Source organism: Microbulbifer maximicatervae (SeqCode), from assembly GCF_052467505.1.
Genome location: NZ_CP174313.1, coordinates 1,087,519 through 1,103,624, shown reverse-complemented (window position 1 = coordinate 1,103,624; position 16,106 = coordinate 1,087,519). Strand labels below are relative to the sequence as shown.

The following is a 16,106-nucleotide window of genomic DNA, read 5'->3' as shown; positions in this document are numbered from 1 at the left end:
AATTTCAACACAGTAGATACACGCCACATTGCGAAAATCACCGCCAGGCTATCTATTTTCATTAATGGGCAGGAATAAATAGAAATATACACTTACTCAGAAAAGCTAATCAATAAGTTAAAATTACTATTTTTAGACTGGAACCTTATAAAAAAACCAAAACAAAACAATCGTACCCATTTGGATTTACCTCATCGCAAAGAATTAAATAGCAATATACGGAGCTTGTACTTTTCCCGTAGATTTAATTAGCAAGTAGGCAAAGCAATAAGGGGCAAAGGTTGACCCACAAGATAGCGGTTTACTAACCACACTATTTAAGGAACCTCTGAATAATTCCAAGCCAATATTGGTAATATTCACCTACCCATCAAGACTACGATGAATTATGCACCAAGTCACCTTTGCCGAAGCAGAATATAAGCTAAAGCGCCGTATAACTCGCCGAGAGAAGTTTCTTTCTCAAATGGAAGCCCTCATCCCATGGCAGCGACTAGAAGCTCAGATCACTCCTTGCTATCCACAAGGCAAACGTGGCCGACAGCCATATCCATTGAGTGTCATGCTCCGTATTCATTGCATGCAGCTATTTTATAATCTCAGTGATCCCGCTATGGAGGATGCACTGTATGAAATTGAATCCATGCGTAGTTTTGCTGGATTGACTTTGAGCGGCCCAATTCCCGATGAAACAACGATTCTTAACTTTCGCCACTTACTGGAGCTCAATCAGCTAGGTGCAGCTCTTTTTGATGAAATCAACAAGCATCTTGCTGAGAATGGCATGGTACTGCGTGAAGGTACGATTGTAGATGCCACTATTATCTCTGCGCCAACTTCAACCAAGAATAAAAAGAAAAAACGTGATCCAGAAATGCATCAAACAAAGAAAGGCAATCAGTGGCATTTTGGAATGAAAATGCATATCGGGGTTGATGATGTGCTCGGAGTAATACATAGCATAGATACAACAGCAGCGAATTCGCATGATGTCACAACTACAGAGCGAGTTCTCCACGGGGAGGAGAAAAGAATCTGGGGAGACTCTGGGTACATTGGTGCGGAGAAACGTGAAGAGTTGAAAGAGCGGGAGGCGGATTGGTATATAGCAATGAAGCCGAGCAAGCTAAAAACTCTTCCAGGGCGTGATGCACTTCGTAAAGCGGAAAAGATCAAGGCGCAGATAAGAGCGAAGGTCGAGCACCCCTTCCGCTACATCAAACGGGTATTTGGTTATGACAAGGTCCGCTATCGGGGACTGGTAAAAAATACTGAGAGGCTGTGCTTACTGGCAGGCTTTACCAACTTAATAATAGGGAGAAAATACTTGGCTGCCTAGGGGTGGTTCGCCTGAAATCCACCTATTGAGGGTTTCAGATGAAAAATTAGTGGACTATTACGCGCAAATTACGCGTTTGTGCGTAATAAAGTGAATTTTTCAAGCAGCTCAGCTTAATTCTGGAAAAATGCTTCGTTGATCAGAGGGTCCTTAAGTCAAATCTCCTGACTCCATACAATTAATAAATTTAAAGGCCTATTATAACAACCAACCCCCAACTACCTGCCAAACATCTCCGTTGCGGCCCAAAGGCTACTATTGGGAACCTTTTTAAAACTTGACCCTGAATAGCTAACGACTATAACTATTCACAAGGTTGTATAACTCGCAGCATCTACTGACCAACTGGTATCCATATGATACATCTATTTGTACACGCAAATGTTAAGGACTTCAACGAATGGCACAGAGCGCTAAAGGAGTTTATGCCTATAGTTGAGCAAATGGGTGCTACTGCCACATCCGTATACCGGGAAATTGATAATCACCATAATGTGACCGTGATCCATGAATTTCCTTCGAAGGAGCATGCCATTAAATTTGTCAATAGTAGTGAACTTGAAGAAGCCAAGAAGAAGGCTGGCGTGCTTGTGACTCCAAAAATTTGGTATACAGAAAAATTATAATTATTCCTTATTTTGGCATAGAAATTTATAAAGCTATCTTCACCCCCAATAGGCCTATCCATTCAAGGGGTGTATCTTGATCAATGGCTCTTCCTCTATAAATAAGCTGACTCTAGAGTATCCCTCCACTAACAGTACCCATATAACAATACTGATAACCCCTGCCTTTAAAGTAACTTCATATACTTGACTGGCACATGATCAACCAGCCACACATTATTAGCAGTGCGATAAAAATCAAAACTATCTCGATGCATGGATTTAGCCTCCACCCTTAACAGTACGGGCTTGCCATACCTGGCACCAACAGATCGAGCAACAGCCTCAGATTCTAACAAGTGAACATGATGCCTTTGCATTTTCTTCAGTCCTTGCGCGAGGATATCTTCAACAAAACGCTCTGCAGTGCCATGGAGAAGCGCACCTGGTGGTTCAAGGGGGCTTAAATGTAAATTAATATCTACAGAATGTCCCTGATTAGCTCTGATAGAAAGACCATCATCACTTATAGAAAACCGCTGCTTATCATTGGTTTCCACAACGACAGAAACCAAATCCCTGTTTAGCTCAAAGTCTACAGTTTTCTGAATCAACTCATCAACTGCCACCCATCCATTCTCATCCATAAACAAGCCGATGGCTTCAGGCTTATGCCTGAGCAGGTAGCTGAAGTATTTTGATATCCTACTCAGCTCTCTACTGAATTCAGTATCTCTGTTCAATTCTAATATTCCACAACTAAGAATATAACTCGAAATTTTATGATGGGGCATTCACCTTGGCGAAAATGTACTCATCAAAATAAATACCCCCTTTTTTTACTGAGCAGCTTAAAGTCCCTTCATGCTTATACCCCGCCTTCTGTAAAACCTTCATTGATCCGACATTTCCAGAAAAGACAGAGGCATAAAGCCTGACAATATTTTGTGAAGAAAAAATCTCACGAGTAAACTGAGTCAAAGCAATAGTAGCAATTCCTCTCCCCCAAAATTCTCGCGCAAACCAATATCCAACCTCACCGGAGTGAGAATGCTCAAACAGCTGCTCGCGCATACTTATAATCCCGCAAAAGGCCCCTCTGTACTCTATTGCCTTTACAATCCCTTCCTTCTTACAACCTTTATCAACCCACCAAGCAGCATCTTCCAATGTATAAGGGTGAGGAATTCTCGATGACAAATACTTAAGCACAGACTCATCATTTAAGTACTCAACCAGTAGTGCTTCATCATTCTTTTCAATGTTTCTTAATTCAATCATTCGTACAAACCATCAATTCCCTAACCTATTACTGACACCCTTTCAATGAAAATCAATGCTTTTGAAAGCTAGGGTTCTCAGCTATCAACTCTTCCTACCTACTCTCCAATCAGCACAATAGCTTTTTAGCTTCCTACGACTGCCTCACAATTATTACTACATCTCAAAAATTTCAGCCATTATCAATTATAATCGACCCTATTTGTACGGAATTCTATCAATATGTACCCTCAACAACTCAACTTGGCAGTATGGGCCTCACTAGCCCCTGCTGCGTTGGTGTCTGCCCAGGAAGTAACTCAAACGGTAGAAGAAGTTGAAGTTATTGGTAGAGCCCAACAATTTTATCTGGACTCTCATACACAAGTTGGAACTAAAACTGACGCAGACTTATTGAATATTGCAATGTCTGCTCAGGTACTAAATGAACAGCTTATTGAAGACCAGGCTGCCCGCGATATCACTGACTTGTACCGCTCCATCGCAGGAGTTAGTCAATTCAGCTATTCCGGTGTCACATTTCGGGGATTTCGAGACAATAAAAATATTTTTTACGATGGAGTCCGCGGCGATCCCTATTCGGGGTTTAGTGTTCCTCAAGTATCAAATGTAGCGCGCATCGAGGTACTAAAAGGGCCATCCTCCGCCCTCTATGGCGGCGGTGAGCCCGGAGGGATGATTAACTACACCTCCAGGAGGCCAACCTTCGATGAGCGCCGTGAATTAACAGTCACCTCCGGAAGCGAATCGCTAAAAGGAGCTTCTATCGAGCTAACAGGCGGTGTAATTGGAAATATCGCCTATCGTTTAGGAGGCTTCTATGAATCTCAAGATAGCTTTCGCAATAATGCGAACAGCGAGAACATTGAACTTGCCGGGGGACTACTATTTGACCTCTCAGCAGACACTCACCTGACGACCACCTTCGAGCACATAGAACAAAACCTAGGCGGTAACCGCTTGCGCGGCGTACCCGTTAATGATGACGGCAAATTCCTGGTAGATCCTTCCTACAACACCAACGAAAAATCTGATTATCAAAACCTAAAAGCCTTGGTTCTTCGAACTAAAGTCAAGCATAAGGTGACAGATAGCCTGAACCTTAACGCAACATTGCGTTACATGGAAAATGAAAGGGAGCAGGCTTATCACGAATCACGCGGTTGGGTAGACATCAATGGTGATGGAATGGCCAATGCTGAAGATGGAACCATCCGCCGTGAGTACCGCGATCAGTACCGGGCAAATGAAGAGCTGAGCCTTACTTTGGACTTTGTGTATGACACAGATATTTCAGGCATGAATCATCAGATTTTGCTTGGTGGTGACTATCATGATGTTGATACAAAATATGACTATTGGCGAGCGCGCCCTGGAGCAGACGGTGTTACAAACCTCAACATCTACGAACTCAACTACGGGATAACTGACCCGTCAACTTACAACCTTATCAATATGAATAAGGATGGTACGGCCAGCATCCGTACCAGCATTTATATCCAGGATACTGTGGAATTGACCAATCAGTGGTTCTGGATGATAGGTGCGCGACTTGATCAGTTCGACGAAACTGAAAAAGAAAGCGGCAATAGCTACAAAGATAATGATGCAAGCTACCGTACAGGCATCACTTATAAGCCCGTAGATACACTATCCCTCTATGCAAATTACTCCCAGAGCTTTAATCCGGTGAGCGCAGACGACTTTGAGGGCGGCGCTGAGGAGCTTGAACCCAGTACTGGCAGTCAAGTGGAGATTGGTGTGAAGAAGGAATGGCTGGATGGGCGTATCCTGACCACTCTAGCCTTCTATCAGATAAAAAAAGCAAATATGGCCCAAAGTAACCCCGCCTATATCAGTGCCGATGAGACCCCGAATGAAGCCGAAATTATCAACCTCGGGCAGGTTCAAAGTGGTGGAAGCGAGTTCACCTTAGTCGGTGACATAACTCAGAGACTCAGCATAACAGCTAATTATGCGTACAACGATACGTATATCGCTGAGGGTGACTCACGCAATGTGTCAGACTCAGGTCAGTTCGTAAATGCACCCAAGCACCAAGCAGGCTTGTGGGCCCGCTATGACCTCAGTATATGGGATTCAGCATTTGCTATTGGTGCCGACTATGTGAGCGATCAAATAAGCTTCGATGATCAAAAAATAAAGGCCTACACTGTACTCGATGCCAGCTGGGCAACTCGCTGGGATGATATTCAGCTGAGTATCAACGTAAAAAACCTTTTGAATAAAACGTATGCAGTGAGCGGTTTTAATGAGCGGCAAGGACATTTTCCCGGCCAACCACGAGAGCTAATCGCCCAGCTATCCTATGACTTTTAGCGACCCAGCAATTTATCGTCAGCGGATTTCCACTGGCGATACCATCTTGTTCTATACAGAAAGGAAGTTCTTTGGCGATACACTCATCAATATATCCCCGCAGACTTACCCACCTGTTCAGCCCTTCTTCTAAACTTAGATATTATGAAAACGACACTGATCCCCCAGATTGAATTTCTATTAGCAAATATTCAATCCGAGGTAGCACCTTCAATCAAGACGAGCACAGGCCGTATAAATTTCGATCGAACAATCTTTCCCTGACGCTATACAGGCAAAAACTACGATTAATCAAGTTGGTATTCAAGGTCGTAGTAATGAACTCCACCATCCATCTGAATAGACATTTTCCCAGAGAGTCCCACTAGTTCTCCAGTGCCAGAATCAGGCACAACTTCTAAAATAAGGAAGTCCTCTCCCTTCTTCATGGTCCCAAAGTGCTGTAAAACAAACGTGCCTCGCTTACCACCTAGAGTACCGGCAACTTGCTCTATAGCTACATACCCCGCAGATCCTTTTACGGGTGTCATTGCACTTAACATTTCTCCTCGACTTTCTCCTGAAAGATCACCGTAAAAGACTTTATTAATTGACATACGCCCCAAGCTGTTCCCTTCACTACCTTTCGCATACGGATCCATCGGCTTTACAGTAACCTCGAACTTTCCTGAAATTTTCATATTTGCTCCTTTGCGAATTTAGATTGAAGTAGTACGTGTCTGGCTTTACCAGTAACAACTTAGGCTCTAAGAGAGTCTAAAGTGCTACTTATCGGTTTTCCATTTTAATATACAAGACTGTATATTTATACACATAAGATGGCAAAGTAAGTGACTATGGACTGAGATATTTATGAAGGTGCGCAATTAACACTCAAAATTACTAATGTCCACCAAACTGTTAAGAGACTTAAGCGAGAAATATTGGAACCTACCGAAGCAGCATGGGCTTTTAGCACTTCTAATCTTCCCGAGAAGATAGTTCATTTTTATTTGGGGCCAGGTGGAAATACGCTTGTCAATTCCACAGAAGGAAATTAAAGAAATCGCTAAAGCGGGATTACAAAAGTTCAGTGAAGCAAAGCCGAAATGCCGATGCCCCCAAAACCATTTTGGAGGCTATGAGTTATTATTTTTTCTACACTAGTATTGGCAAAACGATAGATCGTAGATCTGTGGATTGATTAGCCCAAAACACTGACTACCTGACTTATTAGCACCATTATTAGGTGTAATAAGCTAGGCATATCCCAGGAAACTAGCTTCCCTTCGCATAAAACGATCAACTACTTGGCGCAGTTACCATAGACGCCGGTACTAATACGTCTTCGCCATCACTCTCTTCTTGAGGTTCAGTAAATCCAAAATCCTCCAGTATTCCGTAGAGCGCCGGTAGCACCAGAAGGATCAGAATAGTAGAACTGCTGATACCAAATACAATACTGGTAACAAGCGGCACCAACACCTGTGCCTGCAGACTGGTTTCAAATAACAGTGGCAACAGGCCTGCAACTGTGGTCAGCGAGGTAAGGAAGATGGCTCGGAAACGATCGCGGCTGGCTTGGCTCGCCGCGCTATGCACATCCATTCCTTCACGCACTCGCCGCTTCACAAACTCCACTAACAATATTGAGTCATTGACCACAATTCCGGCGAGAGAGACAAAACCCATCATGCTTGGCATAGACATATTCTGCCCCATGATCAGGTGCCCCCAGATAACACCAATCAGCGCCAAAGGAATAGCCACCAATACAATCAACGGCTCCACATAGCTGCGGAATTGCATGGATAGGAGAAGGTAGATACCAATGGCACCTATTAACAGGGCGCGACCAATGGACTTACCTGTAACCTCACTATTTTTCATTTCCCCTTGCATATCAACGCGCAATCCTGGGAACTCACGGGTAAGCTCAGACAGGAACTTCTCCTGGGTGTCACCTAGTACCTGTCCAGCATTCGCTTTCTCAGTGAAGACATCAGCAAACACACTCACTACCCGCTCGCCGTCAATACGTTGAATTCGCGCATACTCCCGATTCATTTCTATATCGGCAACGGCAATCAGCGGAACTCGTTGCTTGGTAGCTGGATGGATAATGACTAATTCATCGAAACGGCTCAGTGCACCGCGGGAATTTGCATCCATGCGAACCTGAATCTCGTAGGTTTCCCCCCGATATTGAATTTCATCTATCTCCATCCCCTGGTAAGCAGCTCGCAACTGATTGGCGACATTGCTGGCATCCAGGCCGGAGGCATAGGAGCCTTCACGCATTTTGACGGTGAGTTGTGGCTTGCCGGGACGCAAGTCATCCACCACATTCACTACGCCGTCGTATCCACGCAACCAATTCTGCAAGCGAATGGACGCTGCCTTTAGCTGATCCAACTCCAAACCGGCAAGTCGCAAGTGGATAGCACGACCGGCAGGGCCTAAGGCCGGTTCTTTGTAAAGAATAGCGATTGTCCCTGGTGTGTCGCCGGCGGCCTCACGCCAAGCATGGCGCAATTCATCCATGCTGGTATTGCGGCCTTCAGCGGCAAGCAGATCGACATTAATTGTGGCCACATGGGGCCCCGATTCAAAGGCATCTCCGTTAACACCAAAAGTGACACTCGTATGGTTTACCAAAGGTGCTCTTTCATTTTCAGAAAACTCTGAGGCAACTTGATCCAGCGTCTTCAACTGCTTATCGACTAATTTCTCCATATCGACCAAAGAAGTACCTTGAGGCATTAAGATCCGAGCTTGCAATAAATCGCCCTCCAAGGTGGGAAACCCCTGAAACTTGACGATCCCCGATGTCATCAAACTAATAGTGACCAGGAACAAGCCAAATACACCCCCGACAAAGGCATAGCGATATTTAACAGCCCAATCTGCTGCGCGCCCCATATTTTCTCGCCAACCATCAAAACGTTTGGCAAAAGCCTGCTTCCAGGCGGGGGTGCGACTTTTATGCTCAAGGGCATGACGCAAGTGTGCCGGCAAAATCAGGAAAGCCTCGATCAGACTAATGAGCAATACAGAAATCAATACAATGGGGAGCACCTTGAGGACCTGCCCCATATCCCCCTTAATAAAGACCAGTCCTCCAAACACCATTACCGTAGTTGCGAATGAAGACAGTACTCCACGAGCCACTCGCTTGGTGCCATTGATAACCGCTTCCAACGGCGACCTTCCCTCACGGTGTTCACTGGCAATACTCTCCGATAACACAATGGCGTCATCCATCAGGATACCAATGGCAATCAGCAGTCCTACCAGACTGATCATATTAATGGACACGCCCATGGCCGTGATCAGTGCAAACGAACCCAGGAATGAAACCGGCAAGCCCATGACCACCCAAAAGACGTAGCGGCCACTGAAAAACAGATAGAGAGCCAGCGCTACCAAAATCAGGCCCTGCCAGGCGTTAGCCATAATCATCTGCAAGCGATCCGCAACGATAGAGGCGCTGTCCTGGGTTAGCGTGAGTTTCATACCCTCAGGCAGATTTTCATTTTCACGGTCGACAAAGTCCCGTACGGCTTCAAGCACACGCAAGCTATCATCCACACTATTCTTCTCGACATTGAGAAGCGCTGCACGATGACCGTCAAAAGTAATTTTGTCTTCAGCCAGCTCAAAGTCATCGTAAATTTTTGCAATATCCCCAAGCCGAACTTCCGCTCCATCACCACCTTTAATCACCACCAGGTTTTCCAATTCTGCAACCGTGCGGCGCTCTTCGGTAAAACGCACCTGGTATTCTCGATCCGGCGTGGATACCTTGCCGGCGGGCATGTCGATCGCTTGCTGGTCAATAATATTGGCCAGGTCCATCACGCTGAGTCCGTACTGGCGCAAGTTATAATCTGAAACTTCAATCTGAAGCTGGTGGTCAGAAAAACCGGAAATGCGCACAATAGGAATAGCGGGATCGCGGAGTAATTCGCGGCGGTAGTGCTCCGCCAGCTGGTTTAATTGGGGCAAAGGAAGGTCAGCACTGATAGCAATACTAACCACCCCCTGAGTGCGGCCCAGTTCTTCGATCACCGGGCGCTCGCTTTCTGCAGGAAGCGAATCGATACTGTCTACTGCGGACTCCACATCAGCAACAAACTGGTCCATATCACCCGCTTCTTGCATCTTGAGGGTCATCAGGCCCAGATTATCTTTTGCCTCACACAATCGCTCATCAATAAAGCTGATTCCATCGGTGGCCTCCTCCAAGGGAAGACAAATACTATCTTCCACTTCGGCTGCCGCAGCGCCGGCATAAGGTACCGAAACCTGAACCTCAAACTTATCGATTTCCGGCATCGTTTCACGCTTCATGCTGGGCAGAACAAAAAGCCCGCTTAGCATCAGCGCAACCATCAATAAATTGGCCGCCGTTGGGTGACCGGCAAAATAACGTATCACTGCTGGGTACCTCTAGCACTCGCCGCAACGGATTGCTCATCACTGACGACGGAAACTGCCATTCCATTAATCGCAGGAATTACATCAGTCACAATAACCTGCTCACCGGGATTCAATCCCTCGCGGATCACAGTGGTGTCGCCTTGGTGGTAGTCAATCTGTACAGGGCGCACTCTTAGTTGACCATTTTGTACCAGATAAACCTTGCCTTCATGGAGGGCGCGGCGGGGTATAGCGAGTGCTGGTGCGGCGGGAGCCAATAACTCTACACGGGCATACATACCGCGAAATAGCGGTGGTTTTTCACCGGTCACCGCTTTGCCATAGGGGTCATCCACAGCTACAACAACGGAGAGTGTTCGACTGGTGCTATCCAGGGTTCCACCCAAGCGCACTACCCTCCCCTGCCACTCACTATTCCCCGGGCCACCCACCAGGGTGATCCGAGCTTCCAGCCCCAATAGCATCTTGGGTAGATCATCAGGAGTCGGATTGGAATCTATGTCAGGCCTTAAATTGCGCAAAAGTGGAGCCACATGAACCATAGGAAGCTCTGCTGCAATTTCTACTTGTGCAAGGCCGCTTGCATCAAATAAACGGGCATTGCCAGCAACATATTGGTTTTCTTCAACATGAACTTCGCCAATACGAGCATTAAATGGCAGGATCACCTGGGTGCGCTCCAGATTGTATTTACTGTCTCGTACCTGAGCTTCTGAGCGAGCTATCTGGGCTTCAATCACTTTGCGGCGGGTCGGGAAAAGGGAAAGCTGGCTGCTCTGGTTCTGCACTTCCTGGCGCAAGCGCAGCATATTTTGTTCTTCAGTATCTACGGTCGAGCGGGAGACGGTTCCCTTAGCAACTAACTTTTGTTTGCGAGCGAGTTCTTTCTCACCCAATTTGAGAGTGCGCTCGGCGATGCCCAAAGAGCGTTTACTATTAGCTTCTTCCACATCCAGCTCTTGCAAATTAGCGCGATTTGCAGCCAAGTCACTTTCAGCCTGCGCCAGGGCAAGCTGGTAGCTGGTATCATCGATCTTCAACACCAGTGTACCGGCAGAGATAATATTTCCCCGCTCCAATTCCGGAGCTGTATACACCACCCTACCACTGACTTCTGCATTGGCTTCCAGGAAAGTACTGGGTTTCACCTCACCATATGCAATGGCTTGAGCTCGCAGCGGTAACTCCTGCACTTTAATTGCGTCTACCACCGTTATAGGAGCCTCAATAGCATCGTGTTTAGGCTCACCTTTAGTGACGACCAATGCCATAGATATAAACACCCCCGCCGCTATCAAAGCTGGTAATGCCAGCCGGCGATTCATCAGCGCTTTCATATGAGTCTTAATTTCCATTGCCGACTTCCTCGCCTTTGGTCACAGATTTATTGGAAACGCCACGGAGTAAGAGTTGAACGGTATGGTTAATCCATCTCTCCCGGTTTTCCTCCCCCAGAGCAAAGCCAAACCCCTCCTTCAAGGGGTCGCCAGCGATGAAGGGAAAGGCAATCAGACTGATAAAAGAGACTGGCATCAGGTCAATATCCAGGTCCTCTCGCAACTGGCCGCTGGATTGGAGAATTCCCAGCAACCCGCGCAGCTTTGGCACCAGTTGTGAGGCTAACCTGTCAACAAAGAGTTCGCGCATTCGACCAGATTTGGAAGCCACTTCATCAGCAATCAGGCGCGGAATCCAGGGCTCCTTGATGTATAGGCGTATCATTCGACTCATTGCTTCTTTCAGCAACTCTAAAGAGGGCTCCCCTCCATCCAGCCCTGCACTGACGAACGCGGGGCCATACTGCATGACTTGGCTCCGAACCACCTCGATAATTAGCCCCTCCTTGCCGCCAAAGTGGTAACTGATCATCGCAGAATTCACCCCTGCTCCCTGAGCAATCTCCCGAATGGAAATATCACGGAAGGCCTTATTCCGAAGTAGAGAGTAGGCTGAGTGCATGAGCGCTTCGCGCACCTGGGATTCACGCTCAGGATCTTTTGGGCGCCCGCGGCCTCGAGTGGATGAATTATCAGTCACAGGCATTTATCCTTAATTAATCAGTTGATTAATTAAATAGGAAATACACCCATGCAACAACCCCGAAATCCGACCAACCAGTCAGGTTGTGCCGGGTTAATTTCTGATTCACAAGCTAAGCATCTCGGGACGCAATACGTGCCAATGATCAAGGGTTTGACGGGGCTAGCAAAATAGGTTGTAAAATTGACCTCCTGCAAGTGGCCACCTTTACTAAATTCAGCAGTACTTACCGGGAAAATTCCAACCACTTAGATTGGTACATTTTCAGGCCAAATATCCAAATTTCTATTTAAAGCGGCCTGAATGCGAAACCAGGAAAGCCATTCAGCTAGAGCAGAAGAAAAACGTCGCAATCTCATCCTCTTCCATATCCGAACGCCAATCCCAACAAGACTTTCTGTATAAATGATGAGTGATGAATAATTTTAAGCTTTAAATAAAGCATTACTACAACCAACACCCTCCTCAATGTTAGTATTAGGCCGTTTCAATATGAATATTCTACAGACCCTATCTATTTCAAGAATAATTTAACCTTCAAAGGGCATATAACTTATGGTCAAGTATTTGGCTCTCATCTCATTTTTTCTTATGGCTACTTTCGCAAAGGCTACAGACCTTAAGAGTTCTCCCCTGGTAATTGGCGACTCAATTAGTTTTCAGTCAAAGATATTAAAGGAAAAGCGCACCTTAAATGTCTACTTACCCGAGAGCTACCATCGTGAACCTGAAAGAAACTACCCCGTAATCTATCTTTTAGATGGCTCCTTATCCGAAGACTTTATCCATATAGCGGGAGTGCTCCAATTCGGCTCATTCTCATGGATTAATATGCTTCCAGAATCCATTCTTGTAGGCATAGAAAATATTGATAGAAAACGCGACTATACATTTCCATCCAAAATAGCTTTAGATCAAAAAGAATTTCCATCATCAGGCGGATCAAAGGAATTTATTGATTTTTTGGACAAAGAGGTTCAACCCATTATTGCGAGCAATTTCCGTACAAAAGAAAAGTCCACACTGATAGGTCAGTCTCTTGGAGGACTTGTAGCTACAGAAATTCTGTTAAAACATACGGACCTTTTCGACAACTATATTATTATCAGCCCAAGCTTATGGTGGAGTGGAGAATCTCTTCTGTCAAGCATCCCTAAAGACTGCTGTGAGGACAAACAGATCTATATTGGAGTTGGAAAAGAGGGGGAAGTGATGGAGCGCCTAGCGCGAACACTATACAACAAGCTAGATAACAAGAAAAACAACACAAAAATACACTTCGGCCACTTTGAACAACTAGACCATGGTGACACTCTGCATCTTGCTGTTTACGATGCGTTTGGAAAGCTGTTTTCAGACAAAGCCCCTAAAAACTAGAAACATTTTTCAACTTAAAATTGGTTGCTTTCGTTTCAGGAAATAGAATACAAAACCTACGGGAGCAACACACCACTTACCTCACCATCAATCAAGTACACAATTACCATAGCGTCAACCTCATTTCAGCGACGTTCTGAAAGAGAGGCGGTGTGACATTTACAGTAAACACCGCCAACACCCTACATTTTCTAAACCTACGTCAAAGCTGCACGACGGAAGTTGTACACAGCCACCTGAGACAGAATAAATAGTGTAAATGTCACTACCAAGCCAGTCAGCATTACTGGCTCGTAGCCCTCAACCAATACAGAAATAAGCCGCGAAGAACCATTAAATAGAAAGTACATCGAGGCAGGAAGTATTAACAACCACTCTTTGCGAAAGGCACCAATTGCCGTAATGATCGCTAAGCTAAGCGTGGGGGCACCGAGAGTACGTAGGTTAGTGAAACCGTAGTTAGTTGTGGCATCAAACCCTGCTGGACCATTAACAACTTCAGGGAAAAGCATGGTCACTAAGCCAGCCGAACCCAATATAAGTACAAATATACCGGAAAGAAATTGTGCGAAACGAATCATATTAAATATTCCATTTGGTTGATTAAATGAACAGAATGAGAACTCAAAGATCTCTAAGAAATTCCTTATCATCTCTGCGAGACCTCAACAGGCCCTTAGCTCGGATAACAGACCAAGGCAGTGCTACTAATTGACTGTATCAAGTTTCACTATTTTTGATTGCACAGGGGGCAGAGTGATTAGCCTTCAGGCTTCCAGCAAACATCAGCAAGTAATGAAAAGTGACTGATTCATAGTCTTCAGCGGTATCAGCTATAGTTCGCCCTAGGAGGGTTCTAATCAAACCACCAGGACGATAACTAATGCTCGTCGGGCTAAACGCAAAACCAACATCACCATTAGCACCAGCAATGAGCATGTATTCATTCTTTAGCCCCTCAGTAACAAGAGGGTTTAAATATAACGACATATCGTGAGAAAAGTACGCTGTTAAGACGAGGACTAGATTAAGCAGTAAGCCAACACTTTACTTGGAACATCCAGTCAAGGATTTGTACAAATCCGTCAAATCGCCTTTTTACGCATTTGGGAAGGGGCTACTTGATAGTGCTGCTTGAACACCCGGGAGAAGTAACTAAGCTCATCAAAACCACACTCCAAAGCAACTTCAGTCAGGCTAAGATCGCTATTGAGAATCAGCTGCTGTGCTTTCTCCATCCGTTTCGAGGTAATATATTTCGTGGCACTACTGCCATAGACTTGCTTAAATTTACGAGTAAATGTTGACTCGCTCATATGGCATAGAAAAGCTAAATCCGCCAGCTTCAGGGAGGAGTATAAGTGAGCTTGCACCACTTCCTGAAGTTTAGGCTGTTGCCTGATGAACAACTGCCCCAACATCTTCACAACTGTTCCACTGCTATCGAGCCTGGGGATAAGCTCTACTAATTCTCGAACCTTTAATATCACCAGTGGCTCACTGAATACTTCTGGCTGCTGGATATAGTCTATTATGCTACGCATATAATTGGAGAGCAGTACAGATTCCTGCAGGCGCTCAGCCGAGGGGGGCTGATTATTGGACTTATTATCCTCCTTAACAGCAGCCCTACTTTCGCCATTATTACCAAAGACATCAGGCATACCACTTGGGTAGAGTCGCTGTAATAGCTCTGACGTTAGCCGAAAACCGATGAAATTTATTTCATTGTTTATTCCATCTTCATGCCACTGATTAATAAAATTATCTGTCTTCATTAGCACAGTAGCACCTGGACTCAAGCTGAGGGTTTCATCACCACAAACCAGGGTTGAACAGCCACTGATAACGTAAACCAGTCTTGCCTCATCAACTAAACGGTCTTGATAACTTAACGGTGCCCTGAATTTACGCTGACCAATTACCATTTTCCCTTGTATTTTAAATACAACTGATTCTTCACTATCTGGCATAAATTATTATCTTTATCATGGACCTAGTCATTTGCAATAAAACATGAAGCATATCAACTTTTCAATCAGAGAAAACGACCAATCAGAAGTGATTGCCATAGCTTCTCTGACAGGGGGCCAAGTTAAATCCAGGGACTATAAAGAACATGCTCTACAAAGAATCTTCTAAACCTAAGAGACTCAAAAGCCTCAGAAAGGAATAAAACAACTTAAGGAGCCACTGAACAACTTCGTGATACCTCTGGCATGCAGAGCGGTACAGTCAAGGCGCTGCTTCGCAGGAATGTCTAGACCTCTCAAGAAGTTGTTACACCACCGCGTTAACTTCCACCTTATTCCCTACTGGATCAAAAAATACCAATTGCCGTACATTGCGTCCGGGCACATCCATTAGGTGATTGGAGACTCCCAATGCATCAAGACGCTGCTTAACCGGCTCAAGCGCATCTGTACGGAAAGCTATGTGATCCAGGTAGGGTTTCTCAGGCTGGTCACCACTCACCTCACCATCTATTAAATGCAAAATAGCCCTACCATTGCCATAGAGCCAAAATCCATTACGCTTGAAATTTGGCCTCTCACCCTCGGTCAGACCGAGAACCTGGGCATAGAAGTCCCGTACCCGCTTTAGGGTTTCCATAGGAGCAGTAATATTGACGTGGTCGAGTTCCATCTGTTTTCCCTAAGTTACAAGGCACATCCTTGTGCCTGATTATCAGCAAGTTATCT

General features: G+C 45.4%; 13 protein-coding genes. 4 read left to right on the top strand and 9 right to left on the bottom strand.

What is annotated here, in order from left to right; all coding sequences use genetic code 11:
* The first annotated feature begins 388 nt into the window (after positions 1-388).
* Both ACJJIN_RS05025 and ACJJIN_RS05020 read left to right on the top strand, forming a co-directional pair.
* Entirely contained in the window at positions 389-1,339 is a 951-nt protein-coding gene (locus ACJJIN_RS05025; RefSeq protein WP_444895065.1) for an IS5 family transposase, read from the top strand.
* A gap of 356 nt (positions 1,340-1,695) precedes the next feature.
* Positions 1,696-1,965, top strand: coding sequence for a DUF1330 domain-containing protein (locus tag ACJJIN_RS05020; RefSeq protein ID WP_444897134.1), 270 nt, complete (start codon positions 1,696-1,698; stop codon positions 1,963-1,965).
* A gap of 167 nt (positions 1,966-2,132) precedes the next feature.
* Here ACJJIN_RS05020 and ACJJIN_RS05015 read toward each other — a convergent pair whose 3' ends face one another.
* On the bottom strand, positions 2,133-2,687 hold the full coding sequence (locus ACJJIN_RS05015; protein ID WP_444897133.1) for an RNA 2'-phosphotransferase: 555 nt from the start codon (positions 2,685-2,687) through the stop codon (positions 2,133-2,135).
* Between the two features lie 37 nt (positions 2,688-2,724).
* On the bottom strand, positions 2,725-3,225 hold the full coding sequence (locus ACJJIN_RS05010) for a GNAT family N-acetyltransferase (RefSeq protein ID WP_444897132.1): 501 nt from the start codon (positions 3,223-3,225) through the stop codon (positions 2,725-2,727).
* Between the two features lie 222 nt (positions 3,226-3,447).
* Here ACJJIN_RS05010 and ACJJIN_RS05005 point away from each other — a divergent pair, with 222 nt between their 5' ends.
* Positions 3,448-5,565 (top strand): TonB-dependent siderophore receptor, encoded by a 2,118-nt coding sequence (locus ACJJIN_RS05005; protein WP_444897131.1) that lies wholly within the window; start codon positions 3,448-3,450, stop codon positions 5,563-5,565.
* 287 nt (positions 5,566-5,852) lie between these two features.
* Here ACJJIN_RS05005 and ACJJIN_RS05000 read toward each other — a convergent pair whose 3' ends face one another.
* The 4 genes from ACJJIN_RS05000 to ACJJIN_RS04985 form a co-directional block, all read right to left on the bottom strand.
* A complete protein-coding gene (locus ACJJIN_RS05000; RefSeq protein WP_444897130.1) occupies positions 5,853-6,245 on the bottom strand; it encodes a DUF3224 domain-containing protein in 393 nt (130 codons plus the stop codon).
* Positions 6,246-6,846: 601 nt separating this feature from the next.
* Positions 6,847-9,984 (bottom strand): efflux RND transporter permease subunit, encoded by a 3,138-nt coding sequence (locus tag ACJJIN_RS04995; RefSeq protein WP_444897129.1) that lies wholly within the window; start codon positions 9,982-9,984, stop codon positions 6,847-6,849.
* Complete coding sequence (locus ACJJIN_RS04990; protein WP_444897128.1) at positions 9,981-11,342, bottom strand: efflux RND transporter periplasmic adaptor subunit; 1,362 nt, start codon at positions 11,340-11,342, stop codon at positions 9,981-9,983. The genes ACJJIN_RS04995 and ACJJIN_RS04990 overlap by 4 nt, the downstream gene beginning before the upstream one ends.
* Positions 11,332-12,024 (bottom strand): TetR/AcrR family transcriptional regulator, encoded by a 693-nt coding sequence (locus tag ACJJIN_RS04985; RefSeq protein WP_444897127.1) that lies wholly within the window; start codon positions 12,022-12,024, stop codon positions 11,332-11,334. Before ACJJIN_RS04985 ends, ACJJIN_RS04990 begins: the two co-directional genes overlap by 11 nt.
* A 558-nt stretch (positions 12,025-12,582) precedes the next feature.
* On the opposite strand from ACJJIN_RS04985, the gene ACJJIN_RS04980 reads away from it, so the two are divergent.
* Positions 12,583-13,404 carry an alpha/beta hydrolase gene (locus tag ACJJIN_RS04980; RefSeq protein ID WP_444897126.1) on the top strand — a complete coding sequence of 274 codons (822 nt, stop codon included), beginning with the start codon at positions 12,583-12,585 and terminating at the stop codon, positions 13,402-13,404.
* A gap of 197 nt (positions 13,405-13,601) precedes the next feature.
* Here ACJJIN_RS04980 and ACJJIN_RS04975 read toward each other — a convergent pair whose 3' ends face one another.
* The 3 genes from ACJJIN_RS04975 to ACJJIN_RS04965 form a co-directional block, all read right to left on the bottom strand.
* Entirely contained in the window at positions 13,602-13,985 is a 384-nt protein-coding gene (locus ACJJIN_RS04975; protein ID WP_413665620.1) for a hypothetical protein, read from the bottom strand.
* Between the two features lie 504 nt (positions 13,986-14,489).
* On the bottom strand, positions 14,490-15,377 hold the full coding sequence (locus ACJJIN_RS04970) for an AraC family transcriptional regulator (protein ID WP_444897125.1): 888 nt from the start codon (positions 15,375-15,377) through the stop codon (positions 14,490-14,492).
* A gap of 307 nt (positions 15,378-15,684) precedes the next feature.
* On the bottom strand, positions 15,685-16,050 hold the full coding sequence (locus ACJJIN_RS04965; protein WP_413665618.1) for a VOC family protein: 366 nt from the start codon (positions 16,048-16,050) through the stop codon (positions 15,685-15,687).
* Positions 16,051-16,106: the final 56 nt, after the last annotated feature.

What these genes read in the sequence shown, in the direction of transcription:
- ACJJIN_RS05025 (WP_444895065.1), top strand. Translation starts at nt 389, where the DNA reads ATGCACCAAGTCACCTTTGCCGAAGCAGAATATAAGCTAAAGCGCCGT.
- ACJJIN_RS05020 (WP_444897134.1), top strand. Translation starts at nt 1,696, where the DNA reads ATGATACATCTATTTGTACACGCAAATGTTAAGGACTTCAACGAATGG.
- ACJJIN_RS05010 (WP_444897132.1), bottom strand. Translation starts at nt 3,225, where the DNA reads ATGATTGAATTAAGAAACATTGAAAAGAATGATGAAGCACTACTGGTT.
- ACJJIN_RS05005 (WP_444897131.1), top strand. Translation starts at nt 3,448, where the DNA reads ATGTACCCTCAACAACTCAACTTGGCAGTATGGGCCTCACTAGCCCCT.
- ACJJIN_RS05000 (WP_444897130.1), bottom strand. Translation starts at nt 6,245, where the DNA reads ATGAAAATTTCAGGAAAGTTCGAGGTTACTGTAAAGCCGATGGATCCG.
- ACJJIN_RS04990 (WP_444897128.1), bottom strand. Translation starts at nt 11,342, where the DNA reads ATGGAAATTAAGACTCATATGAAAGCGCTGATGAATCGCCGGCTGGCA.
- ACJJIN_RS04980 (WP_444897126.1), top strand. Translation starts at nt 12,583, where the DNA reads ATGGTCAAGTATTTGGCTCTCATCTCATTTTTTCTTATGGCTACTTTC.
- ACJJIN_RS04975 (WP_413665620.1), bottom strand. Translation starts at nt 13,985, where the DNA reads ATGATTCGTTTCGCACAATTTCTTTCCGGTATATTTGTACTTATATTG.
- ACJJIN_RS04970 (WP_444897125.1), bottom strand. Translation starts at nt 15,377, where the DNA reads ATGCCAGATAGTGAAGAATCAGTTGTATTTAAAATACAAGGGAAAATG.
- ACJJIN_RS04965 (WP_413665618.1), bottom strand. Translation starts at nt 16,050, where the DNA reads ATGGAACTCGACCACGTCAATATTACTGCTCCTATGGAAACCCTAAAG.